Origin of the sequence: Blautia sp. MB18-30 (assembly GCF_023669475.1) — a bacterium.
Lineage (GTDB): Bacteria > Bacillota > Clostridia > Lachnospirales > Lachnospiraceae > Blautia_A > Blautia_A fusiformis.
Genome location: NZ_JAMOYY010000002.1, coordinates 117456 through 137255 on the forward strand (window position 1 = coordinate 117456; position 19800 = coordinate 137255).

Below are 19800 nucleotides of genomic sequence, written 5' to 3' on the forward strand. Positions count from 1 at the left end.
AAATGAACAAAGAGATGAAACACAGCTTCAGGATTTTCATTCTGAAGATCCTGGCAGTTGTTTTTGTGCTGTGCATATGTTATTTTTTATATGCATTTGTTTACCGTGCAAAAACTGAGCTGCCCACAAAAGCTGTGGTGACAAACCGAGGTGCTGCAGTGTATACACTGCGGGGACAGAAACAGATGCTTTCCCAGAAAGAGGATTTTTCTTATTTTGCCTTTGATGGGAGAGAAAAAGAGAAGGAATATGGAACATATGTCATTCCCGGGCTGAAGAATACCAGGACGCTGCTCACAAAAAAAGGTGCCACTCCTGCCATGTGTACATCCATGACGCCTCAGGGACTGGCGGTTACAGAGGATTATGTGCTGGTCAGCGCTTACTGCAGCACACAGAAACATAATTCGGTCATTTATGTGATCGATAAGGAAAAGCATAATTTTATTAAAGAAGTGATACTGCCTGGACAGCCTCATGTGGGAGGACTTGCCTATGACCCGGAGCATAAGTTATTATGGTATTCCTCCAATATCAACGGGATCGCACAGGCAGTGAGTATAAAGATGGATACAATAGAAGCCTACGATTATGATGACAGCCATCTGCCGGTGGATACTTTCCAGATAGTCAGTCTTTATGGGATCGTGAGAGATTCTTTTATGACCTTTTATGAGGGGTGTCTGTATGTAGGCTGCTTTGAAAAATATAACGAAAGTGTAATTGCACGATACGGAGTTGACGAAGAGGGAAAACTGATCAATACCATGGACGAGAAACTGGGCATGGATTTTGAAATGGCAGTTCCGTTGGATTATTCCACCATATCGGAGCAGGTTCAGGGAATTGCTTTTTATAATGATAAGCTTTTGATCTCTCATTCTTTTGGAATCCTGCCATCCAGGCTGGTATTTTATGAACAATCCGATAAGCGTTTGTATGTAAACGAGAATTCTGCCAGAACTTATCGTTTTCCGGAACGACTGGAACAGATCGTGGTGGAGGGTGACAGTCTTTATGTGATGTTTGAATCCTGTGCCTATGCATACCGTGCGTCCTCCGTAAATATTGTGGATCGGGTCCTGAAGCTGAATCTTTCGAAGATGGAGACCTATGACGAAGAAGAAAGTCTTTTTTTTCTGTCGGAATAAAGAAAAAACGAGAGAGCATCAAAAAAGACAACAGGTACTAAATCCGGCATGTCCGCAATATATTTAAGTGTAAGAGGTGAAAACATGGACGCAAACCAGATCCAGAACCTGTTTGCCAGTAATGTCCGCCAGCTTCTGGTGGATGCAGACCTTGATTATGATAAATTATATGAGATACGTCTCCGCGTAGGAAGACCTCTGTTCCTCACTTATGATGGGGGAGAATGTTTCCTCCGGCAAAAAGATACAGAACCTTATCTGGTTACGCGGGAAGATCTTAAGGAAACACTGGAGTATGTCAGCGGTTATTCCCTGTATGCTTATGAAGATGAGATTCGCCAGGGGTTTTTGAGTGTACAGGGTGGGCACCGTGTAGGAGTTACCGGAAAGGTGATCCTGGACGGAAACCGTATCCGTGGGATGAAATATATTTCCTGCATCAATGTCCGTCTGGCACATGAGATCCAGGGATGTGCAGAAGAAGTGCTGCCATATATCCAGACAAGAGAGCAGATCATGCATACCTTGATCGTCTCTCCGCCCAGATGTGGGAAGACCACGCTTCTTCGGGATATCATCCGGCAGATGAGTAATGGATGGGGAAATATTTCCGGTGTTACGGTAGGAGTAGTCGATGAGCGCAGTGAGCTGGCCGGATGCTATCAGGGGATCCCTCAGAATGACCTTGGAATGCGTACGGATATCCTGGACGGCTGTCCGAAAGCAGAAGGGATGCAGATGCTGATCCGGTCAATGTCGCCGGTTGTGGTTGCTGTGGATGAACTTGGAAAAGAAGAAGATTTCAAGGCTGTGGAATCAGTTATCCACTGTGGATGTCGTCTGATCGCAACTGCACATGGAGCTTCCATGGAAGAAACATTATCCCAGCCGTTTTTCCGGAAATTGTGGGAAGCGCGGGTTTTCCAGAGATATATTTTTCTGGGAAAGCATGAACGTGCAGGAATCGTGGAAGGAATCTATGATGAAAATGGGAAATGCCTATGTACCGGATTGTAGGATGTATTCTGGTAGTGGTTGCAGGAGCCGGAATGGGATTTTCCGGAAGTATGAGACTTTCGGAGCAGATCCGTATACTGGAAAAACTGCTTCAGATGGTGATCTGCCTGAAAGGCGAGATCCGCTGCGGGAATGCATCACTGCCGGATGCTTTTTATGGAGCAGCAGGAAGAATGAATGGAAAATACAGAGAGTTTCTCATCAGTGCCGCGGACAGGATGAAAGCGGGAACAGGAGAAAAACTTTCACAGATATGCAGGGAATGTGCGGAAAGCGCCCTGAAAAAAAGCTGCCTTACCCATGGGGAAAAGGACGCTTTTTTTTCTTTCGGAGAATATCTGGGCTATATGGATCTGGAAATGCAGATGCGACAGCTTTCCCTGTATGAAAATAATCTGGAAGCAGAGATATTGAAGCGGAAAGCGGAGGTTTCCGGAAAGAAAAAACTGTACCAGGGAATTGGGATTCTTGGAGGCCTGCTGCTTGCGGTTCTCCTGGTATAGTATTGTTTATCAGACAGTAGTAAGAAGGACAGGCTTTCAGAAGAAAAGGAGGGATCATTTGGAGGTCAGTATCATATTTAAGATCGGTGCAGTAGGGATCCTGGTCTCTGTTCTTTCTCAGATCCTGAAACATAGCGGAAGGGAGGAACAGGCTTTTCTGGTGAGTTTTTCAGGACTTCTTTTAGTACTGTTCTGGATCGTGCCGTATATTTATGAACTTTTTAAAAATATCCAGCAGCTTTTTGTACTGTAGGGGAGGGAAAGAACCGTGGATATTCTGAAGATTTCTGTTCTGGGAGCGGCAGGGGTTCTTCTGGGGATTCTTCTGAAAGACCGCGCACCGGAGTATGTAAGCCTTGTTACGATGGGAATAGGTCTTGTGATACTGGGATTAGCGGTAGGGAAGATCAGCTATCTGTTCCAGTCCCTGGAGAGACTGAAACAGAGTCTCCCGATTGATGGAAGCTATATCACTACTTTGCTGAAGATGATCGGGATCACCTATATCGGACAATTTTCATCCGGTATATGCAGAGATGCAGGATATTCCTCCACTGGTGCACAGATCGAACTGTTCTGCCGGTTATCTGTAATGGTTTTAAGTATGCCGGTTCTTCTGGCACTGCTGGATACTATACAGGGATTTCTTGCATGAAAAGATATTGGTCAGAGATTTGTGCAGCCCTGTTTCTGGCTGTAGTTATAAACTGTTTTGGCGGTGTGATCGTTTATGCTTCTTCGGCGGAACAACAGATCACAGATCAGATGGAGCTTACCAACCTGCAGTCCATGGTAGATGAGATGCTTGGAGAAAAAACATTTTCTGTTACAGAAGCGTTTCACAGACTGTTGTCAGGGGAAGAGGTGCTTTCGGAGGAGAGTGTGCGGGAATTTTTGCACAGTCTCCTTTTTTATGGCATTGAAAGAGAAAAAGAGCTGATCGTGAAGTTACTGCTTCTGCTGTTGTTCGCTGCCGTTTTTTCCGGGTTTGCCGGTGCCTTTGATAACGGGCAGGTGGGAGAGATCAGTTTTTATGTGGTGTATCTTCTTGTTTTTACTCTTCTGATGAACAGTTTTTCCGGTTTGAGTGCATCACTGCTTTCAATACTTGCGTGGATCACGGAGTTTATGAAGGAACTCTCACCGGTGTATTTTATGGCAGTGGCAGCAGCGTCAGGTGCATCCAGTGCAGCTGCTTTTTATCAGGGAGTACTGCTTCTGGTGTGGCTTTTTCAATGGATCCTGGAACGAGTACTGCTTCCCGGAGTGAGTTTATATATTCTTCTGAGATTTGTAAATCATCTTTCCAGGGAAGAAATGCTGGGAAAAATGGCTGAGCTGATCGAGACGGTGATCTCCTGGGGGCTTCGGACATTACTTGGAGTGGCAGCAGGACTGCAGGTGGTGCGTGGGCTTGTAGCTCCGGTAATGGATTCTCTGAAGCGGAGTGCTGTGGGAAAAACTGCCGGTGCTCTTCCTGGGATCGGGAGCGCGGTAAATGCAGTTACGGAACTGGTCCTTACCACAGCTGTTCTTGTAAGAAACAGTCTGGGCATTGCGCTTTTACTGGTGATCCTGGCGGTGGGGGCGGGGCCATTGGTCCGATATGGACTTTTGTCACTGACCTATCGCTTTCTGGCGGCTGCGGCGCAGCCTGTATCAGACAAACGGCTGGTAGAAGCCTTTGGTACCATGGCAGAGGGATGTGCACTTCTGATGAGAATCCTGTTTACTGCGGAAATTTTATGTATGCTTACATTTCTGATCCTGATGGCAGGAGGAGGCTTGGGATGAGAACAGAACTTTATCAGTGGATGAAAAGCCTGGCTTTTTTTCATGTACTTACTACAGCACTTCTGCATATTCTGCCTGATAAGCGTTATGAGCAGTATATACGGCTGTTTATGGGGCTTCTGTTGGTGCTTTTGATCTGTACACCTATATTTGCCGTAGTGGGAAAAAGTGAAGAACTTCTGTCCGGATTCAGCAATAATTATGGGAGAGAAGAACAGGTACGTATGGAGACAGAAGCAGAAGGAATAAGGGAAACATTTCTTAAAGGAGCATATGAACAGGAGTTGAAGGATCAGGTTCAGGGTATCCTCAGGAAAGAAGGGGTTTTTTCGGCAAAAACAGAAGTAGATCTGGAGAAAGAGCTTCAGCTGACCATAACACTTTATGGAACAGTCACAGAAAAACAGAGGGAGGCGGTGAAAAATGAGCTCGAAAGAATCTGCGGACTCAGGAAAGGACAGTATCAGATCCTGGCTTCTGAGGATGGGATGGAAGGAGTGGGGAGTTTTCCTTCTTCTGGGAATCCTTCTTCTGGTGGCAGGACTTCCGGTAACCCGAAAGAACAGTAAAACAGCAGAGGATCAGAATGCGGAGAAAACCCGCCTGGAGAGCCGCCTTGAGGAACTGCTTTCCAATGTGGAAGGAGTCGGAGAAGTGGAAGTGATCATTATGACCGGGGATGAGGGAAATACGGAAAACTTTTCCATAAGCAGCAAAAATGAAGTTACCGGTGTACTGGTGGCGGCCCAGGGAGCAGGCAGCGCAGTGACAGTCCAGAATATTCAGCAGGCAATTATGGCATTATTTCAGATCGACGCTAATAAAATTAGATTAAAGAAAATGTCTTTGCGAAATCCCTTGTAAAATGCGGAAAAGCTAGTAAAATCAAGGCTTTGCGGACTTTTGTTAGAGCGATTAAGACAGTTTAAAAAAGATAAAAATAGGAACGGTTAGTCACAGTTAGTCACAAACGGAACTTTTATCTTTTCAATCTCTGCCCGGAGTTCTTCCAGGGTTCTGTGACCGTACACAGCGTTGGTGACGTCATTCCCAAATGAGTGCCCCAACATCCTCTTCCGGTCGTTCTCCCGTACGCCGTATTTTTCGCATAGGGCAGAAAAGGTGTGTCGACAATCATGCGGCGTGTGCTTCGGGTTGCCGGTTATTTTCAAGCGTTCCAGTGTAGGGTAGAACAGAGCGTTTCGGTGCTGCGTCTGGGAATAGATGCAGAGTTTACCGTTTTGCGTCAGGACCTTGTTCTTTGCAAACTCATATATGGCCGGATGGATTGGAACGATCCTGTCTTTTCCGGCTGCGGTCTTGATTCCGCCCTGGAAATATCTTTCTTCAAGATTTGTCGTAAGCTTCAGGACCTCGCCAATTCGCCAGCCGGAGTAGCACATGATCAGAATGAGCTGTACTTCTGGATCATCGGTGTTATTCCAGAGAATTTGCAATTCCTCATCCGAAAAAGGTGTGCCATGCTCCGTATCATCATTTGCGTTAACTTTTACATATAAAGCCTTGTTTTCCGACACAATTTCTGAATAAATGGCATACTTATACATCTGTTTAAAGAGGGTTAATATAATTGCTTTGCTTTGCTTCTTAAGAGTGCATTTGTCTATTACGTCTTGCAAGTCGGGGGCTTTTAAATTTTCAAATGTGCGATTGTGCAATGCTTTACAGTTTGAGTAAGCTGTTTTGTATGATTCCATCGAACTATAAGACGCTTTTGTTCCGCCTGGAAATTTCCATGCGTAGAATTGCTCATATACCTCTGAGAACGTCAATTTGTGCGTTTCCGGGTGCTTTTCCTCTGTACCCTTGAATGTATTGTAGTCCGACAAGATACGGCCTATAAGGGCATCTGCGTCCGTTGTAGGGGCAATCTCAAGCTCTTTTTCCATGCCTGGCTTGTACGTCCCGGCTTTGTAAGCTGTCAGGACTGCAAATCCTTTCAGATAGTCGTCAACGTAGCAGATCGCAGGTGGACGGATCGCTTTTCCTGTTGCGTCCAGTGTTGCCGGTGGGTGCACTGCATAGCAGTTTCTTCGACCCTTGCCGAGATAGCGGATAGAGCCGAAACTGTTTGGCAATTTCGGATATTTCTTTCTTTTTGCCATGATTTTCCTCCTTGTATAAAAACAGCCCCTGCCGTTAAGCAGGAGCTAGTCTGGTTTACTCAATCTCGTCAATGTCAAAAGAATATCCAAGGACTTCTCCAACATCTGTGCATTTTCCTTTTAATGTTACTTTATCGCCTTTGGTAAGAGATGCTACCTTTGATTTTTGCTCGTCATTTTTGATATTGCACTGTACGCCAATGATTTCAAAATCGCCATCTGCCGTAAGATTTATGTATTCACCAGAAGCATCAATATTAGTAAGTTTTCCGGTGATCTCAAGATATTTACCTTTGTATTTATCAGATGCACCCATGGCGTTGCTATCAAGATCGGACATCATATCATTAACGGAAACAGCAGTATACTCGATCGGCGCAGCTTCTTCTTTTGATTTAGCAGCAGTTTCTTTCTTTTCTGAAGAAGTAGCGGTTGCTGCGCTTTTATCTGATTCTGAATCACTTTCGCCAGCTACAGCTCCGATGATAGCTCCGACAAGGATTATCAGTACAACCCATTTAAGCTTTCCGCCTTTTAATTTCTTCCGGCACTGCGGACACACTTTAGCGTCTGCCGGAATCTCTGTTTTGCAATATTTGCACTTTTTGGTCTTTTCCATAGAAAATCCTCCTCATATGGTTTATTTTATCTGATTGTACCACAGCACAAAACAAAATAAAACATAATAATTTATAACAACTTGACAGATTTCGACAAAAATAATACTTGACTTCTAAATGACTTCATGCTATATTGAACATAAGAAGTCAATACGACTTCACAAAAAGAAAGGAGAAACCAATGAGTATCAAAACATTTACGTTAAGACTCACAGAGGAACAAATTGATTTTGTTGGTGAAAAGGCAAAGGAAATGGGGGTGAGCAAAAACGACTATATCCGAAGATTAATTGATGGAGACATTCGTGCAGATAAGGAAGATAGAATTTTGCAGGAAATTATCGAAATCAAGAATATGCTTGAAAAGAGCATGAAATAAGAAAATGGTGCCTGCATAAAAGCGGGCACCTAACCAATTACAATAATTTATATACTTAGAGTAAATTGACATTTATTTATCATTACAATAAAATGGAATTTACGACAGAAAGGAAAACTATGGGTAGACCTAAAAAAGAGATTACAAAAAACACATACTTCCAAATCAGAATGAAACAGGAAATTTATGATTTGCTTGTTACCACAGCGCACAAACATGGCGTATCTAAAGCCGAAATTGTGCGCCGTGGAATTGTCGAACAAGCAAAACTTACCAAGGCATAGACCCAATATGCCATTATGGAAAGTTGTGTTATTTTATACATTGCTTTTCGGAAGCGTGTACATGATAACACACTTTCTGTAAAAAATCAATATTTTTTTATAGAAAGGATAAAAAATTATGAACGAAATTATTGAAAAGACAAATATTATCACATCTATGGAAGTGGCTGAAATGATTGGAAAAGACCACAGCAAATTACTTAGAGACATCAGAAATTATGCTGCACAATTATCCGAAGCCAAAATTGGATTGGGCGACTTTTTCACAGAAAACACATATCTTGACACAAATAATCAAAGCAGACCTTGTTTTGATGTTACAAAGAAAGGCTGTGAATTTATCGCAAATAAGCTGACAGGTGCTAAAGGTGCCGTTTTTACAGCTAGATATATCAACCGTTTTCACGACATGGAGGACGCAATCGAGAATCCTCTTTCTGGCATTTCCAAGGAATTACAGGCTGTTATCGTAGTAGACAAGAGAGTAACCCAGGTTGAGAAGAAAGTGGATATTGTCCGGCAGGAACTTGAACGCCTGGAATTTGATTTGCCAATTCTCCCGATCGAAGCTGATCGTATCACGGAAGCAGTCCGCAAGCGTGGCGTGGATATCCTAGGTGGAAAAGGCTCGAACGCATACCAAGACAGGTCAATGAGGCAGCGAGTATACAGTAACATCTATGCAGACTTAAAAGCGAACTTCCGTGTGCGCTCCTACAAGTCAATCAAGCGAAACCAGTGTGACTCTGCCTTGAACGTGATCGCACGATATGACGCACCCCTGTATCTCCAGGACGAAATCTATATGATAAACGGACAGCGCTCAATCTGGGACGACTGAACGAAAAAAGTAGAATTTTCTCGATTTTCGTCAAATACAGCATTAATGTAAGAAAATTTGTGCAAGATTGAGATATTGTATAATTGTTATATTGAGATATAATATAAACTAATTTGGGAGGAATTTTATGAAAGGAATAAAAAAGCTGGTTATATTTTTTCTGTTCGGAATAATGCTCACATTTTCTGTGCATGCGCCGCTATGTGAGAGTATTGATCCAACAGATTCCGAAGTGATTATTAAGACAAGTGCCAACAATCAATATGTGATACATAATTATACACAGGCGGTTGTATCTGAAGCAGAGCAGCAGTCATTTGTTGTGAAGAAAAGCAACAATATTTCTGCGGAATGTACATGTCATTTCTTTTTCAATCGTTCAAGACAAATGGAGGGAACACTTTTTAAGCAGAGGGCAAGAAGTATGATCCAGTCCGTTCTATATCGCTGAGAAGAGGGTATAATGGAATAAAAGAGAACAAATGTTCTTGCTTGCGTGATATTGGAGGGACGGAAAATGGATTACAAAAAGGAAATTATTGAGATGGTTGAAAAATGCACGAATAATCATTGGATAGAAGTGATTTATATATTTGTGAAAAGGCTAATCGGATAACATTAAAAAAGACAAGGGTTTGCGCATTGCCCTTGTCTTTCTTTTTACTTATTAGAAATCATGTCAATAAGTTTTTCTAAATTGTCCCATCCCTCATCATCCAATCTGGCTAATGCAGACACGAGACGGTGTCGGAAAGAATCTTCTCCAGATTTCATTACGTCTGCAAGCATGGCAGAAATTTGTTTGTCTTTAATTCCGGGTACAAACATATTTCCTTTTCCTGTTCTGAGCCATTCTTCACTCACTCCAAACTCTCTGCATATAGATTTGATAACAGCATCTGTTGGATTTCTTAAACCAGTTTCATAATTAGTAATGGTATTTCCCTTTACTCCAATTATGTCTCCAAATGCTGTCTGAGTGAGATTCTGGGATTTGCGCACTTGTTTGATTCTGTCTTTCACTTTTCCTCACCTCCAATGATAATATATCATAAAAAACTCACAAAGTCAATATTTAGCGTTGACATATAACTCACATCGTGATATTATAAACTCACAAAGCAAGGAGGTGAAAACAACGAGCCAAATAAAAAAGTTTTTCCACTGGTATTTTTTCGAGCCAAGGAAAACGTTGCTGGAATGGTTTATCGGAAAATTCCCAAACTTTCCATTATATGTATCAATAGTGTCTTTACTGTTGATAATATTTCGTCCAGAAGTGGAATCTTGTATACGTCATATCCAGCAAATAGGGCAACGGTTGATATTGCTGCTGGGATTATAAATCTAACTCGTTCTTTACGCTTGATTCGAAAGTACATTTTGCAATTTCGGTTCACGGTATAAACTCCGTGATCTCGATCAAGCAGACCTAGGCGGTTCAGATAGTCTAGTGTCTGGTATCTAAAGAAACGATTAGATTTGATAATCGGCAACAAGTGGAGAGTTATTCGCTCACTAAAGGATAACTCAATGTTAGAAAAGTCAATATTTTTCATTTTAATCTCCTCTCATAGGAGAGTATATCACAAGAAAAGAGGTGAGTATATGTCTGAAAAAGAAAAAAGAATCATTGAAAAGCTGAAAGAAGCGATTCCTAATATGTCAGAGTTTGACAAGGGATACATTCTTGGTAAGACGGAAAGTTTTTCTGAGAATAAGCCAGATGATTCTGGTAAGGAACAGAAAGAAAGTTCTTAACTTGGAGGTGAAAACAAATTGAAAAACAGAATCGCATTCTGGATTCTTTGTTTTGTGCTTTCGGCTACCTGCGGAGCACTTGGAAGCCTACTCGCACAGTGGATGCTAAAGTAACATCTGAGTGATTACAGTAGCCAGGAATCCAGTAAATCCGCCAATAACAGCGCTAAATAAAGCTACTCGGAAATCATGCCGCCATTGCTGTTTCCGTAATTCTTTTTCTTTAGCTTCTTTTATTTGCTGTTCAAGCACGCTGTGCGGAACTATGGAGCCGTTTGCCATATTCGGTTTCATATTATTATCACCTCCCATCTATAGGGAGTATATCACAAGAAAGGAGCATGAAATGAGCGAAGTTGATACTTACATCAAAGAAAATGCAGAAGTTCATCAGTTCGCCGCAGAGGTAGCGAGAATCATATCAGGCATTCCACAGATGCCAGAGTTCTCATCAGAGAGTATGAGCGTATCTGATGCAAGCAAGCTGATCGGACTTCCTGTAACATCAATCCGAGCAGGAATTGTATACGGATGGCTGCCGATCGGGACTGCTATCCAGAATAACAAGCCAGCAAAAAGCCTTTCCGGTGGCAGGATCACATACATCATAAGCCCCAGAAAAGTCTATGAAGTAACTGGTCATGTCTGGAAAGGCAAGGCTGCTCTTAATAAGTAGGTGCCCCGGAGGGAGCTGAAACCTCCACCCCGGAGCTTTGCACCCACTAAAGCACATTAGTGGATACAGGTTAATTATAAGCCTCTATCTGCTAATTGTAAAGACAAATAAGGAGAAATTAGCACGATATGAGTGAAATTAAAAACGAAAATCAGCCAACATGGGCTGACATCGAAGTAGCACTTGCTACTGAAATTGTCGAAGAAAGTAAAAAAAAGTCAAAAAGATGGTTCACGGTATGGATTGTGACAGCCGCCGCACTTGTGGCGAGCAACCTTGCGTGGATCATAGGAGGTATCAGTGAATAACTTGAAAAATATCATCTGTGCCGCACTGATCGGGAGCTTTTCCACGTTCCTTCCGTTCTGGCAATGGGGCGGATCGGGCAGACAGCTTTTTGCGGCGGTGATGAATACAATAATCGTATATGGAATTCTCTGGGATATTGATACGACAGAGGGAAAGGAGAATGAAAATGTATAAGAAAGAGATTGACGAAATTTACGAACTCTGTAAAAGAGTTGCAAATGAAGTTCCGACAGCAAGCGCCTCGTTCAATTATTCGATTTATGGCATGAGTGTATGTGGACTTAAAAGGAAGGAAGATGTCAGTCTTCCCGAAGGAAAATTTAAATGGGATTTGTATCAGAGTGTATCTTTTGATCCGTTTTACGAAAAAGAAAGTCGTGAAAGTCTCAATAAAATCAAAGCTTTCTTGCTGGAACTTCTGATAGATGGGGGGTGCCCGTTAAATGCTGAATCAGACAGAGCTGAAGCTCCTGCCGACAATGGAGCTGACAGCGACAGTGAACGAACTTCTGGAGGAGCTGAGCAGACGGAAGCAGTACATTCTTGACTGGGAAAATCCGGACATGTATCTGAATCATCTTGAGTATCATTGCGCTGGTGGAATCTTTCCAAGCGGCGAGCAGAATCCGGCGAGAGGAGATGGATCTGACAATGTTTACTGTTTCTTTAGCGAGGTGAGAAAAGATGCAGGAGAGAATTGATGAAATCCTTGCCCTGATAGACGAGCAACTTTCCCTTGTAGCTGATAACTACATCGAGAGTTCATACAAGGCGAGGACGCTGGCGAGCTACGTACAAGCTCTGAATGGGCTTTTAACGGCTCAGAAATCGTATAAGGAAAATATCGGTGAGTGAATTTGAAATCCGTATTCCGGCAAGGAAGAAGCAGCCGGCAACCGATAAGGACAATCCGGTTGTGAAAGTTTCACCAGGCGCATACAACGCACTGGTTGAAATCTATAATGAATCAACTTTATCCATGAAAGATATCGCAAGTTTACTGATCGTTGAGGGCAGCAAGCATGTGGTTTATGACAAGGAGGAATAGCAATGGCAACACCAGTATTAATTATTGGAAAATCTGGTTCTGGCAAGAGCACCAGTCTTAGAAACTGCCAGAATGAACACTGGAATCTTATTAGAGTATTAAATAAACCACTTCCGTTTAAAGGCAAGATTGACGGATGGTTTACAGATGATTACCAGCAGGTAATGAAGTGCCTGATCGCATCAAAAGCGGAGTCAATCGTAATTGATGATGCAGGTTATCTTATTACGAATCATTTCATGAAAGGACATGCTTCTGCCGGAAAAGGCAATGCAGTATTCGCTCTGTACAATGATATTGGAGACTATTTCTGGAATCTTATCCAGTTCATTGTAACAAAAGTACCGCAGAATAAAATTGTTTACCTTATGATGCATGAAGAAAAGGACGATTCCGGGGAAGTAAAACCTAAGACAATTGGTAAGCTTCTGGACGAAAAAGTTTGCATCGAGGGCATGTTTACCATCGTTCTTCGATGCATCGAAGAGAGTGGAAAACACTTATTTGTCACTCAGTCCAGTCAGGGAGCGGTAAGCAAGTCCCCAATCGGGATGTTTGGCAGTTTAACTATTGATAACGACCTTGCAGAGGTGGATAAGGTTATTAGAGATTATTATGGATTAGGAAAGGAAGAAGAATCATAGAAGAAATCTGGAAACCATGTATTGATAAAAATCATGAAGTAAGCAATCTTGGGAGAGTTAAATACAGAGGAAATATTATGTATACAGAATTTAACTCATTAGGTTATGAAAGTGTAAAAGTTTTATGTAATGGGAAAAGAAAACATTTTAAAATACATAGACTTGTTGCAACAGCTTTCTTACCAAATCCGCAGAATCTTCCAGAAGTTAATCATAAAGACGAAAATCCGAGTAATAATTGCGTTGATAATCTCGAATGGTGTTCTCATAAATACAACATGAACTATGGAACAGTAAAAGAAAGAATATCAAAAAATAATATGGGAAAGTCATGTCGTAATGGATATGAAAAACCTGTTATTCAATATGATTTAGATGGAAATTTCATTGCACTTCACAAAAATATCATACAAGCCGCAAAAAACACTAATATAGCAAAAAGCACCATAAAGCTTATATTAAATGGCAAAACAAAGAAACCAAGAAAATATGTATTCAAATATAAGGAGTAAATAAAATGAACAAACCTCAAAATTATGATTCAACAAGTGCCGCTGGCGATTATGAAAAAATTAAACTTGGTGGTCACAAGATGGTAATTAAGCAGGTATCAGAGAAAAAATCCCAGGGTGGACTTGATATGCTCGTTATCTTGTTTGATTTCGCAGAAGGAGACGAACAGGCGGGATACTTTATGAAGCAATTCGAAAATGATATCCGTCCAGATAAAAAATATCCGAATGCCGGTACTAATTATATGGTTATTGACGAGAGTGTAGAGTATGGTGTCCGTAACCTTAAAACATTTATCACATGCGTAGAAAAGTCAAATCCGGGATTTGCCGTTAAGTGGGGCGATAATTTCGGGCAGCAGTTTAAGGGAAAACTGATCGGCGGCATCTTCCGTCTGGAGAGAGACTGGTACGACAATAAAGAAGTAAAACGTCACAAACTTGCATGGTTCCGCAGCGTGGAAGGAATCAAAGATGCAGATATTCCGGAAGAGCGTACCACAAAGGCCTATGACGATCATCTGAAGGAAGAAGCTATCATGGGAGCAAGTCCAGCAGGTACGGACTTTATGAGTATTCCAGATAGCGTAGCAGATGATGTCCTTCCGTTCAATTAATATAGAGGTGAGTTAATGGGATATACACATGGAATACCATGGAACGACGATCTTATCAAAGAAAATATCATGATAGTTGTTGAGAAATTGAATTTAGATCATTTTCCAACTCATTCCGAAATGATAGAAGTTTTTGGAAACAAAAGCCTTGCTTGCAAGATTGCAAAGCATAAAGGGACTGTATATTGGGCTGAAAAACTTGGACTGCCTCTTAAATATTCTGATACAACTTTTGGAAACAAATATGAAATAAAAGCAATTTCAGATATTTACGAGAATGTCGGATTGAATAGTGTTCAAACAAGCTCAAGGCATCCTTATGATTTGCTTACTGATAACAGTGTAAAAATAGACGTAAAAGTATCTAAGGAATTTACAAACAATTGTAATTCAAAGGCATTTACATTCAACCTCGAAAAGAAAAATCCGACTTGCGACATCTTCCTTTTATATTGTTTGAATGATGATGAAACATATCGGAAGGTATTAATAATTCCTTCCTGTTCAACCATCGGAAAAACGCAAATAGGAGTAGGAGAGAATAGTAAGTGGAATCGTTACGAAAATCGTTGGGAGATTATAAAACAGTATAGTGAATTCTTTGGAAAATACAAATACAAGAAGGATGTGATCTGATTGGTCATACAATGTGATACACGTGAACATAAAAACGAATGGGAACGGATTCAGAATCAGTTTGATAGCCTTGGAGTGCAGTATTTTCGCTCTAAATTGTATTGCGGTGATTATCAATCACTGGACAATGCAAAACTCTGTATTGACCGTAAAAAGGATTTGCAAGAGCTTTGCGGAAATGTCTGCCAGCAGCATGAAAGATTCAAAGCAGAGCTTATCAGAGCGCGTGAAGCAGGTATTCAGTTGATTATCCTATGTGAACATGGGCCAGATATTAAGTCCGTTGGTGATGTGTATTTTTGGGAGAACCCAAGAAAACACAAAGTTATCTGGAAGACGATAAACGGTAAGAGAGTAAAGACTGTAATTTCTGATAAGGCTGTTGATGGCTGCCAGTTATATAAATCTCTCTGCACAATCAGAGATAAATACGGAGTCCGATTTGAATTCTGCACGAAAGAAGAAACCGGGCGGAGAATCGTGGAGTTATTGACATGACGAAAGAAGAAATCAAACAGTCAGTGAAAATGTCGGAAATTCTTTCCAGATACGGACTAAGGCCGAATAGAGCAGGATTTATATGTTGCCCTTTTCATAAGGAAAAGTCAGCATCCTGCAAAATCTACGATGATTCCTTTTACTGTTTCGGCTGTGGAACCGGTGGCGATGTGTTTGATTTCGTAATGCAATACGAATCCGTCCCTTTTAGTACTGCGTTTATTGAGCTGGGCGGCACTTATATATCAAAAAAAGGTAAAAGTCGTAACCAGATCAGGCATGAAGTGCGAGATATCAAAGCAAAAAGATACAATCCCGTTCAGGATCATAGTGAACTTGAACAGATAGAAAAGAATATACTTATGTACGAAACAGCACTAAAAACGTTCCCTCCTGATTCAGAAGAGTGGTATATGTGCCAATTTAATCTCGAGAAAGAAAAAAGCAGATATGAATTGCTGTCTGTTAAGTCAGGAGGTGAGAAAAATTCTTGAAAATATTGAAAATTTACAGGCACAAGACTTTATGGAGAAGCAGTTGTATGAAGAGCTTTTTGCGATAAAAAGTAAAATCGACCGCTCAGAAATCAAATTCAAACTGATGGACCGGGCAAAAAGTGTGAAAGCGAAACATATAGCAGAAGAGTTTATAAAGGAATTTCAAAAAGCAGAGCAGGAAAAAGAAAAAGAAGAAAAAGCAAATCGTTCCATGCAGCTGGTTGAAAACATCACAAACTTTTATCCTGATTCTGTTGATAAGGAGTATCCTAATATGGCTTGTGGCAGCTGGATAGCTACAGAGAATGGAATATTTTCTTCTGAAACATCTAAGGCGAGAGAACTTGTATGTCACCACCCGATCATGCCGATACGCCGACTGAAAAACATTGAAACAGGTGAAGAACAGATCACAGTGGCTTTTAAAAGGGATGGATATTGGACGGAAATAACTGTTCCGAAAATCGACATTGTGACTTCCAGGGCAATAACTAATCTTGCAAGGTTCGGGGTGCAGGTCAATTCAGAGAATGCAAGGCTTCTCGTAAAGTATCTGGCAGATGTTGAAATGTACAATGCCGATATGATTGACATACAGCACTCTACAAGCAAGTTAGGGTGGCATGGCGATGTGTTTGTACCTTACGACCTTTCGATCGTTTTTGACGGGGAATACCGCTTTAAAGCACTATTCCAGAGTATACAGGAAAGCGGAGATTACTTCAAGTGGGTGACTCTAGCTAAACAGCTGCGGTCATGCGGACGATTAGAGCCACGAATAGCGCTGGCGGCATCTTTTGCAAGTGTTCTTATACAGCCACTTGATGTATTGCCGTTCATCGTAGATTTCTACGGGCAGACAGGCGGTGGAAAGACAGTAACGATCAATATAGCGGCATCGGTTTGGGGAAACCCGGCACCGGGAGCTTACGTTGGAAACTTTCGGTCAACAGATACATCATTGGAGACCAGGGCAGATATGCTCAATAACTTTCCGATGATTCTGGATGATTCAAAGAACGCTTCTCAGTATATCCGAGATAACTACGAAACGCTTATATATAACCTTTGTTCTGGTAAGGGAAAAGCACGTTCAAATAAGGACCTCGGAGCAGCTAAGGAGAATATATGGAGCAATGTGACTATTTGCAACGGTGAGAACCCTATTTCGGAATTTGCAGACTCCGGCGGAGCTATCAACAGAATTATTGAGATTGAGTGTTGCGAGGATATTTATGAGAATCCGGCAGAGATTAACGGCATTGTCGTGAAGAACTATGGTTTTGCTGGAAGAGTGTTCGTTGGAAATCTCAAGCAGTTCACATCGGATGATCTGAAAGAAATGAAAGCCGAAATTGAGAAAGGTTTTGACGGATATGACTTTCCAGCAAAGCAGGTAATGGCAATATCTACACTTCTGCTGGCTGACAAATTAGCTACAGATTTCATATTTAAGGATGGACGTGAGCTGACGGTCGAGGACGTTGTAGACATACCTACACGCAAGAAAGATGTATCAGAAGGTCAGAGATGCTATGAATTCATTCTTGAAAGTCTCTCAGTGTACGGGCAGCACTTTGATGCGCAATTTAGCTGTGATCAGTGGGGATTCAAGGAAACGCCAGATGAATATGGAGATGTATATGTATATTTTTATCCGAAACCTCTTGAAAACCTTTTGAAGAACAATGGATTCTCCAGAAAAGCCTTTTCTGCCTGGGCAATTAATCGAGAATTGATTAAGCATACAGGAAAAAGAGATACGGTATTAAAAAGGGACGGAGGAAGCGTGATGAGACTTATCGCAGTGAAGGTCATTAACATAAAGGACCTTGAGAATGAGAAAGAAAGTGGATCAGTTGAAGCTGATCTCACACCCACCAACGAAGGAGCGAATGTTCCGTTTTCGTAATTTGTAACCATGTAACCGTTGTAACACGGAAAAAAACGTCCTATAGGAGAAAGTTTGAGAGTGTATAAAAAACATATACTCTAGTGATTCTCCTATATGAAAACCTTGGTTACATTGGTTACACGGTTACATACCTCTGAAACCCGCATAAAATAAGGGTTTTTGGCGTAACCAATAGGTCGAAAAAGTCGGTTACACGTTGGTTACAAAATTAAAAAGCATATACAATTAGATTTATTATAGCAAAATTAATTGAATATTACAAAAATATTTAGTTGACATAATTATTACAAGGAGTGGTTACAAAATGAAAAAAGACGATCTCAATAAAAAGCAGAGATATGCATTAGATACGATGCTGTCTGGCAGCAATGTTTTTCTGACAGGTGACGCAGGAACAGGCAAGACAACGGTTATTCAAACGTTCATCGATGAGGCGGAAAAAGCTGGTAAAAATGTTCTGGTATCCGCCACTACTGGAATTGCAGCGGATAATATCGGATATGGGGCAACTACCGTACACCGGGCATTGAATATTTCAATTAAATTTGAGGACTATAAGAAAAAGGTGAAATCCAGAGCTGAACTTCTGAAAGAAGCAGATGTTCTTATCATTGATGAAATCAGCATGTGCCGGTTCGATTTGTTCAATATGATTGCAAAGACGATCATCACGGAGAATGAAGATAGAGCAGTTGACAGACTTCTAATCGGAGAGGACAAAGAAGACATTCAGTTAATCGTGATAGGCGATTTCTACCAGCTTCCCCCAGTTATCACGACAGATGACCGCAAAATTCTCTGCCGGATGTATGGATCTGATTATGGAAAGGGCGGAAAGTACGAACACGGATATGCCTTCATGTCTGAATACTGGAAAGATATGTCATTCGAATATATTAAGCTTGATGAAGTATGCAGGCAGAATGATGAGGGATTTAAGTATGTGCTGAATGATATTAAATATGGCAACAATATTAGAAAATCCATTGCATATCTGGAGAACAACGAATCAGACAAGGTTATACCGGAAGCACCGTTCTTGGTTGGCACTAATGCAGAAGCTGACAGAATTAACAATACTTTCCTTGGCAAGTTGGATAAAAAGACCGAAAAAGTGTTTCATGCAGCAGTTGACGGCGAGCAACTACGATCCGGCGCAGATCACGGTAGCTTGTGAATCCGATTGCAGTGCGAGCACAGCAGCTATCGTCAAGGGGGCTGGGTATCGCTTAAATAACGCAAAACTCAAGGCAGTCAGTATCTATCTGACGACACGGAACATGAGAGCCGCAATGAAGGCTGCTGGTGCGAAAGTACTGACGGATAGTAAGTATCTGACATCTGGTGACTATTTAAAGGCAGGAGATATCCTCCTGAACGATAATCACCACGTGGCTATTGCTGTTACCACCGGTGCAAAAGTAAGTACGCCTTCAACCACGCTTACCGGTACCTTCCAGACAAGACTTCCGATTCTGAGAAAGGGCAGTTCCGGTACAGCTGTGGCAATGCTTCAGGCGATGCTGGGAGTGGAAGTTGACGGACAGTTTGGGGACGACACATATAATTCCCTCAAAGTTTTCCAGAAAAATGTTGGCGTAAAGGCAAATGGAACTTGCGGCATTGATACCTGGAAGAAAGTGATTGAGCACATGAAGGCGAATACGAAATAACGTTCTGATTGATTTTTCCTTCAGAACAAGGTATACTATCAACAGCCGCACAGGGGTTGAACTTATGATGTATAATATCCTGTGTGGCTACGCACAAGTGAAGAGTGCAGACTGATTCCACCGTGCATGAACGGAAGAGCTGTATGTCCCAATTCGGGGGCTGTTAGCAGCGGCACGAGCGGACAGTCAGAAAAGAGTTGGGCCTAAAAACCCGACTCTCTTTTTTTTACGTCAAATTACGATGTTGTGAACAGATATAGATTTACACGGTTAGTCACAAATTAGTCACAAACGAAGTC

The 19800-nt window shown here is 41.6% G+C and carries 32 protein-coding genes; 28 read left to right on the plus strand and 4 right to left on the minus strand.

The window, feature by feature from the left end:
* Positions 1 to 2: 2 nt before the first annotated feature.
* The 8 genes from NCY57_RS01410 (at position 3) to NCY57_RS01445 (ending at position 5329) form a co-directional block, all read left to right on the plus strand.
* Positions 3 to 1151, plus strand: a complete 1149-nt coding sequence (locus NCY57_RS01410) for a YncE family protein (RefSeq protein ID WP_022426373.1) — start codon at positions 3 to 5, stop codon at positions 1149 to 1151.
* Positions 1152 to 1235: 84 nt separating this feature from the next.
* Positions 1236 to 2168: a stage III sporulation protein AA gene (spoIIIAA, locus tag NCY57_RS01415; protein WP_015524435.1), complete on the plus strand. Its 933-nt coding sequence runs from the start codon at positions 1236 to 1238 to the stop codon at positions 2166 to 2168.
* Complete coding sequence (locus NCY57_RS01420) at positions 2153 to 2671, plus strand: stage III sporulation protein AB (RefSeq protein ID WP_158526436.1); 519 nt, start codon at positions 2153 to 2155, stop codon at positions 2669 to 2671. The genes spoIIIAA and NCY57_RS01420 overlap by 16 nt, the downstream gene beginning before the upstream one ends.
* A 58-nt stretch (positions 2672 to 2729) precedes the next feature.
* Positions 2730 to 2924: a stage III sporulation protein AC gene (spoIIIAC, locus tag NCY57_RS01425; RefSeq protein ID WP_021650700.1), complete on the plus strand. Its 195-nt coding sequence runs from the start codon at positions 2730 to 2732 to the stop codon at positions 2922 to 2924.
* Between the two features lie 15 nt (positions 2925 to 2939).
* Positions 2940 to 3326 (plus strand): SpoIIIAC/SpoIIIAD family protein, encoded by a 387-nt coding sequence (locus NCY57_RS01430; protein ID WP_021650699.1) that lies wholly within the window; start codon positions 2940 to 2942, stop codon positions 3324 to 3326.
* A complete protein-coding gene (locus tag NCY57_RS01435) occupies positions 3323 to 4465 on the plus strand; it encodes a stage III sporulation protein AE (protein ID WP_059085478.1) in 1143 nt (380 codons plus the stop codon). The genes NCY57_RS01430 and NCY57_RS01435 overlap by 4 nt, the downstream gene beginning before the upstream one ends.
* Complete coding sequence (locus tag NCY57_RS01440; RefSeq protein WP_161206330.1) at positions 4462 to 5034, plus strand: stage III sporulation protein AF; 573 nt, start codon at positions 4462 to 4464, stop codon at positions 5032 to 5034. Before NCY57_RS01435 ends, NCY57_RS01440 begins: the two co-directional genes overlap by 4 nt.
* Positions 5000 to 5329, plus strand: a complete 330-nt coding sequence (locus NCY57_RS01445) for a hypothetical protein (RefSeq protein ID WP_250789392.1) — start codon at positions 5000 to 5002, stop codon at positions 5327 to 5329. Before NCY57_RS01440 ends, NCY57_RS01445 begins: the two co-directional genes overlap by 35 nt.
* An 86-nt stretch (positions 5330 to 5415) precedes the next feature.
* On the opposite strand, the gene NCY57_RS01450 is transcribed toward NCY57_RS01445, so the two are convergent.
* Entirely contained in the window at positions 5416 to 6591 is a 1176-nt protein-coding gene (locus NCY57_RS01450; RefSeq protein ID WP_250789393.1) for a tyrosine-type recombinase/integrase, read from the minus strand.
* Between the two features lie 55 nt (positions 6592 to 6646).
* On the minus strand, positions 6647 to 7210 hold the full coding sequence (locus NCY57_RS01455; RefSeq protein WP_250789394.1) for an OB-fold putative lipoprotein: 564 nt from the start codon (positions 7208 to 7210) through the stop codon (positions 6647 to 6649).
* A gap of 134 nt (positions 7211 to 7344) precedes the next feature.
* Here NCY57_RS01455 and NCY57_RS01460 point away from each other — a divergent pair, with 134 nt between their 5' ends.
* The 4 genes from NCY57_RS01460 to NCY57_RS01475 all read left to right on the plus strand — a co-directional run bounded on the left by NCY57_RS01460 (position 7345) and on the right by NCY57_RS01475 (position 9166).
* Positions 7345 to 7590, plus strand: coding sequence for a plasmid mobilization protein (locus NCY57_RS01460; RefSeq protein ID WP_330638944.1), 246 nt, complete (start codon positions 7345 to 7347; stop codon positions 7588 to 7590).
* Positions 7591 to 7709: 119 nt separating this feature from the next.
* Positions 7710 to 7874: a hypothetical protein gene (locus NCY57_RS01465; protein ID WP_250789396.1), complete on the plus strand. Its 165-nt coding sequence runs from the start codon at positions 7710 to 7712 to the stop codon at positions 7872 to 7874.
* A 118-nt stretch (positions 7875 to 7992) separates the two neighbouring features.
* A complete protein-coding gene (locus tag NCY57_RS01470) occupies positions 7993 to 8715 on the plus strand; it encodes a Rha family transcriptional regulator (protein WP_250789397.1) in 723 nt (240 codons plus the stop codon).
* Positions 8716 to 8842: 127 nt separating this feature from the next.
* Positions 8843 to 9166, plus strand: a complete 324-nt coding sequence (locus NCY57_RS01475) for a hypothetical protein (protein ID WP_250789398.1) — start codon at positions 8843 to 8845, stop codon at positions 9164 to 9166.
* A 209-nt stretch (positions 9167 to 9375) separates the two neighbouring features.
* Here NCY57_RS01475 and NCY57_RS01480 read toward each other — a convergent pair whose 3' ends face one another.
* A complete protein-coding gene (locus NCY57_RS01480) occupies positions 9376 to 9738 on the minus strand; it encodes a helix-turn-helix domain-containing protein (RefSeq protein WP_250789399.1) in 363 nt (120 codons plus the stop codon).
* 585 nt (positions 9739 to 10323) lie between these two features.
* Here NCY57_RS01480 and NCY57_RS01485 point away from each other — a divergent pair.
* Entirely contained in the window at positions 10324 to 10476 is a 153-nt protein-coding gene (locus tag NCY57_RS01485; RefSeq protein ID WP_250789400.1) for a hypothetical protein, read from the plus strand.
* Positions 10477 to 10581: 105 nt separating this feature from the next.
* Here the strand turns inward: NCY57_RS01485 and NCY57_RS01490 are convergent, their stop codons facing one another.
* Positions 10582 to 10770: a hypothetical protein gene (locus NCY57_RS01490; RefSeq protein ID WP_250789401.1), complete on the minus strand. Its 189-nt coding sequence runs from the start codon at positions 10768 to 10770 to the stop codon at positions 10582 to 10584.
* A gap of 52 nt (positions 10771 to 10822) precedes the next feature.
* Between NCY57_RS01490 and NCY57_RS01495 the strand changes: the two genes are divergently transcribed.
* From NCY57_RS01495 to NCY57_RS01565, 15 genes are all read left to right on the plus strand, one after another.
* The gene (locus NCY57_RS01495; RefSeq protein ID WP_250789402.1) at positions 10823 to 11152 is read left to right on the plus strand and encodes a hypothetical protein; all 330 of its coding nucleotides are present in this window, start codon (positions 10823 to 10825) and stop codon (positions 11150 to 11152) included.
* A 128-nt stretch (positions 11153 to 11280) separates the two neighbouring features.
* Positions 11281 to 11460, plus strand: coding sequence for a hypothetical protein (locus NCY57_RS01500; protein ID WP_250789403.1), 180 nt, complete (start codon positions 11281 to 11283; stop codon positions 11458 to 11460).
* A complete protein-coding gene (locus tag NCY57_RS01505) occupies positions 11453 to 11635 on the plus strand; it encodes a hypothetical protein (RefSeq protein ID WP_250789404.1) in 183 nt (60 codons plus the stop codon). The genes NCY57_RS01500 and NCY57_RS01505 overlap by 8 nt, the downstream gene beginning before the upstream one ends.
* Positions 11636 to 11904: 269 nt before the next feature.
* Positions 11905 to 12162, plus strand: a complete 258-nt coding sequence (locus tag NCY57_RS01510) for a hypothetical protein (protein ID WP_250789405.1) — start codon at positions 11905 to 11907, stop codon at positions 12160 to 12162.
* Positions 12146 to 12316 carry a hypothetical protein gene (locus tag NCY57_RS01515; protein WP_250789406.1) on the plus strand — a complete coding sequence of 57 codons (171 nt, stop codon included), beginning with the start codon at positions 12146 to 12148 and terminating at the stop codon, positions 12314 to 12316. The genes NCY57_RS01510 and NCY57_RS01515 overlap by 17 nt, the downstream gene beginning before the upstream one ends.
* Positions 12309 to 12509, plus strand: a complete 201-nt coding sequence (locus tag NCY57_RS01520) for a hypothetical protein (protein WP_250789407.1) — start codon at positions 12309 to 12311, stop codon at positions 12507 to 12509. The genes NCY57_RS01515 and NCY57_RS01520 overlap by 8 nt, the downstream gene beginning before the upstream one ends.
* Before the next feature lie 2 nt (positions 12510 to 12511).
* Complete coding sequence (locus tag NCY57_RS01525) at positions 12512 to 13153, plus strand: AAA family ATPase (protein WP_250789408.1); 642 nt, start codon at positions 12512 to 12514, stop codon at positions 13151 to 13153.
* A 77-nt stretch (positions 13154 to 13230) separates the two neighbouring features.
* Positions 13231 to 13665 (plus strand): HNH endonuclease, encoded by a 435-nt coding sequence (locus NCY57_RS01530; protein ID WP_250789409.1) that lies wholly within the window; start codon positions 13231 to 13233, stop codon positions 13663 to 13665.
* A 5-nt stretch (positions 13666 to 13670) separates the two neighbouring features.
* On the plus strand, positions 13671 to 14282 hold the full coding sequence (locus NCY57_RS01535) for a hypothetical protein (RefSeq protein ID WP_250789410.1): 612 nt from the start codon (positions 13671 to 13673) through the stop codon (positions 14280 to 14282).
* A gap of 15 nt (positions 14283 to 14297) precedes the next feature.
* The gene (locus tag NCY57_RS01540) at positions 14298 to 14918 is read left to right on the plus strand and encodes a hypothetical protein (RefSeq protein ID WP_250789411.1); all 621 of its coding nucleotides are present in this window, start codon (positions 14298 to 14300) and stop codon (positions 14916 to 14918) included.
* Entirely contained in the window at positions 14919 to 15416 is a 498-nt protein-coding gene (locus tag NCY57_RS01545) for an ERCC4 domain-containing protein (RefSeq protein ID WP_250789412.1), read from the plus strand.
* A complete protein-coding gene (locus tag NCY57_RS01550; RefSeq protein WP_250789413.1) occupies positions 15413 to 15910 on the plus strand; it encodes a CHC2 zinc finger domain-containing protein in 498 nt (165 codons plus the stop codon). The genes NCY57_RS01545 and NCY57_RS01550 overlap by 4 nt, the downstream gene beginning before the upstream one ends.
* Positions 15867 to 17825: a DUF927 domain-containing protein gene (locus tag NCY57_RS01555; RefSeq protein ID WP_250789414.1), complete on the plus strand. Its 1959-nt coding sequence runs from the start codon at positions 15867 to 15869 to the stop codon at positions 17823 to 17825. The genes NCY57_RS01550 and NCY57_RS01555 overlap by 44 nt, the downstream gene beginning before the upstream one ends.
* Before the next feature lie 307 nt (positions 17826 to 18132).
* Positions 18133 to 19005 carry an AAA family ATPase gene (locus NCY57_RS01560; RefSeq protein ID WP_250789415.1) on the plus strand — a complete coding sequence of 291 codons (873 nt, stop codon included), beginning with the start codon at positions 18133 to 18135 and terminating at the stop codon, positions 19003 to 19005.
* Positions 18950 to 19501, plus strand: coding sequence for a peptidoglycan-binding domain-containing protein (locus NCY57_RS01565; protein ID WP_250789416.1), 552 nt, complete (start codon positions 18950 to 18952; stop codon positions 19499 to 19501). The genes NCY57_RS01560 and NCY57_RS01565 overlap by 56 nt, the downstream gene beginning before the upstream one ends.
* The last annotated feature ends 299 nt before the right edge of the window (positions 19502 to 19800 follow it).

What these genes read in the sequence shown, in the direction of transcription:
- NCY57_RS01410 (WP_022426373.1), top strand. Translation starts at nt 3, where the DNA reads ATGAACAAAGAGATGAAACACAGCTTCAGGATTTTCATTCTGAAGATC.
- spoIIIAA (WP_015524435.1), top strand. Translation starts at nt 1,236, where the DNA reads ATGGACGCAAACCAGATCCAGAACCTGTTTGCCAGTAATGTCCGCCAG.
- NCY57_RS01420 (WP_158526436.1), top strand. Translation starts at nt 2,153, where the DNA reads ATGTACCGGATTGTAGGATGTATTCTGGTAGTGGTTGCAGGAGCCGGA.
- NCY57_RS01435 (WP_059085478.1), top strand. Translation starts at nt 3,323, where the DNA reads ATGAAAAGATATTGGTCAGAGATTTGTGCAGCCCTGTTTCTGGCTGTA.
- NCY57_RS01440 (WP_161206330.1), top strand. Translation starts at nt 4,462, where the DNA reads ATGAGAACAGAACTTTATCAGTGGATGAAAAGCCTGGCTTTTTTTCAT.
- NCY57_RS01450 (WP_250789393.1), bottom strand. Translation starts at nt 6,591, where the DNA reads ATGGCAAAAAGAAAGAAATATCCGAAATTGCCAAACAGTTTCGGCTCT.
- NCY57_RS01455 (WP_250789394.1), bottom strand. Translation starts at nt 7,210, where the DNA reads ATGGAAAAGACCAAAAAGTGCAAATATTGCAAAACAGAGATTCCGGCA.
- NCY57_RS01465 (WP_250789396.1), top strand. Translation starts at nt 7,710, where the DNA reads ATGGGTAGACCTAAAAAAGAGATTACAAAAAACACATACTTCCAAATC.
- NCY57_RS01470 (WP_250789397.1), top strand. Translation starts at nt 7,993, where the DNA reads ATGAACGAAATTATTGAAAAGACAAATATTATCACATCTATGGAAGTG.
- NCY57_RS01475 (WP_250789398.1), top strand. Translation starts at nt 8,843, where the DNA reads ATGAAAGGAATAAAAAAGCTGGTTATATTTTTTCTGTTCGGAATAATG.
- NCY57_RS01485 (WP_250789400.1), top strand. Translation starts at nt 10,324, where the DNA reads ATGTCTGAAAAAGAAAAAAGAATCATTGAAAAGCTGAAAGAAGCGATT.
- NCY57_RS01490 (WP_250789401.1), bottom strand. Translation starts at nt 10,770, where the DNA reads ATGAAACCGAATATGGCAAACGGCTCCATAGTTCCGCACAGCGTGCTT.
- NCY57_RS01495 (WP_250789402.1), top strand. Translation starts at nt 10,823, where the DNA reads ATGAGCGAAGTTGATACTTACATCAAAGAAAATGCAGAAGTTCATCAG.
- NCY57_RS01500 (WP_250789403.1), top strand. Translation starts at nt 11,281, where the DNA reads ATGAGTGAAATTAAAAACGAAAATCAGCCAACATGGGCTGACATCGAA.
- NCY57_RS01510 (WP_250789405.1), top strand. Translation starts at nt 11,905, where the DNA reads ATGCTGAATCAGACAGAGCTGAAGCTCCTGCCGACAATGGAGCTGACA.
- NCY57_RS01515 (WP_250789406.1), top strand. Translation starts at nt 12,146, where the DNA reads ATGCAGGAGAGAATTGATGAAATCCTTGCCCTGATAGACGAGCAACTT.
- NCY57_RS01525 (WP_250789408.1), top strand. Translation starts at nt 12,512, where the DNA reads ATGGCAACACCAGTATTAATTATTGGAAAATCTGGTTCTGGCAAGAGC.
- NCY57_RS01530 (WP_250789409.1), top strand. Translation starts at nt 13,231, where the DNA reads ATGTATACAGAATTTAACTCATTAGGTTATGAAAGTGTAAAAGTTTTA.
- NCY57_RS01535 (WP_250789410.1), top strand. Translation starts at nt 13,671, where the DNA reads ATGAACAAACCTCAAAATTATGATTCAACAAGTGCCGCTGGCGATTAT.
- NCY57_RS01540 (WP_250789411.1), top strand. Translation starts at nt 14,298, where the DNA reads ATGGGATATACACATGGAATACCATGGAACGACGATCTTATCAAAGAA.
- NCY57_RS01550 (WP_250789413.1), top strand. Translation starts at nt 15,413, where the DNA reads ATGACGAAAGAAGAAATCAAACAGTCAGTGAAAATGTCGGAAATTCTT.
- NCY57_RS01555 (WP_250789414.1), top strand. Translation starts at nt 15,867, where the DNA reads ATGAATTGCTGTCTGTTAAGTCAGGAGGTGAGAAAAATTCTTGAAAAT.
- NCY57_RS01560 (WP_250789415.1), top strand. Translation starts at nt 18,133, where the DNA reads ATGAAAAAAGACGATCTCAATAAAAAGCAGAGATATGCATTAGATACG.
- NCY57_RS01565 (WP_250789416.1), top strand. Translation starts at nt 18,950, where the DNA reads ATGCAGCAGTTGACGGCGAGCAACTACGATCCGGCGCAGATCACGGTA.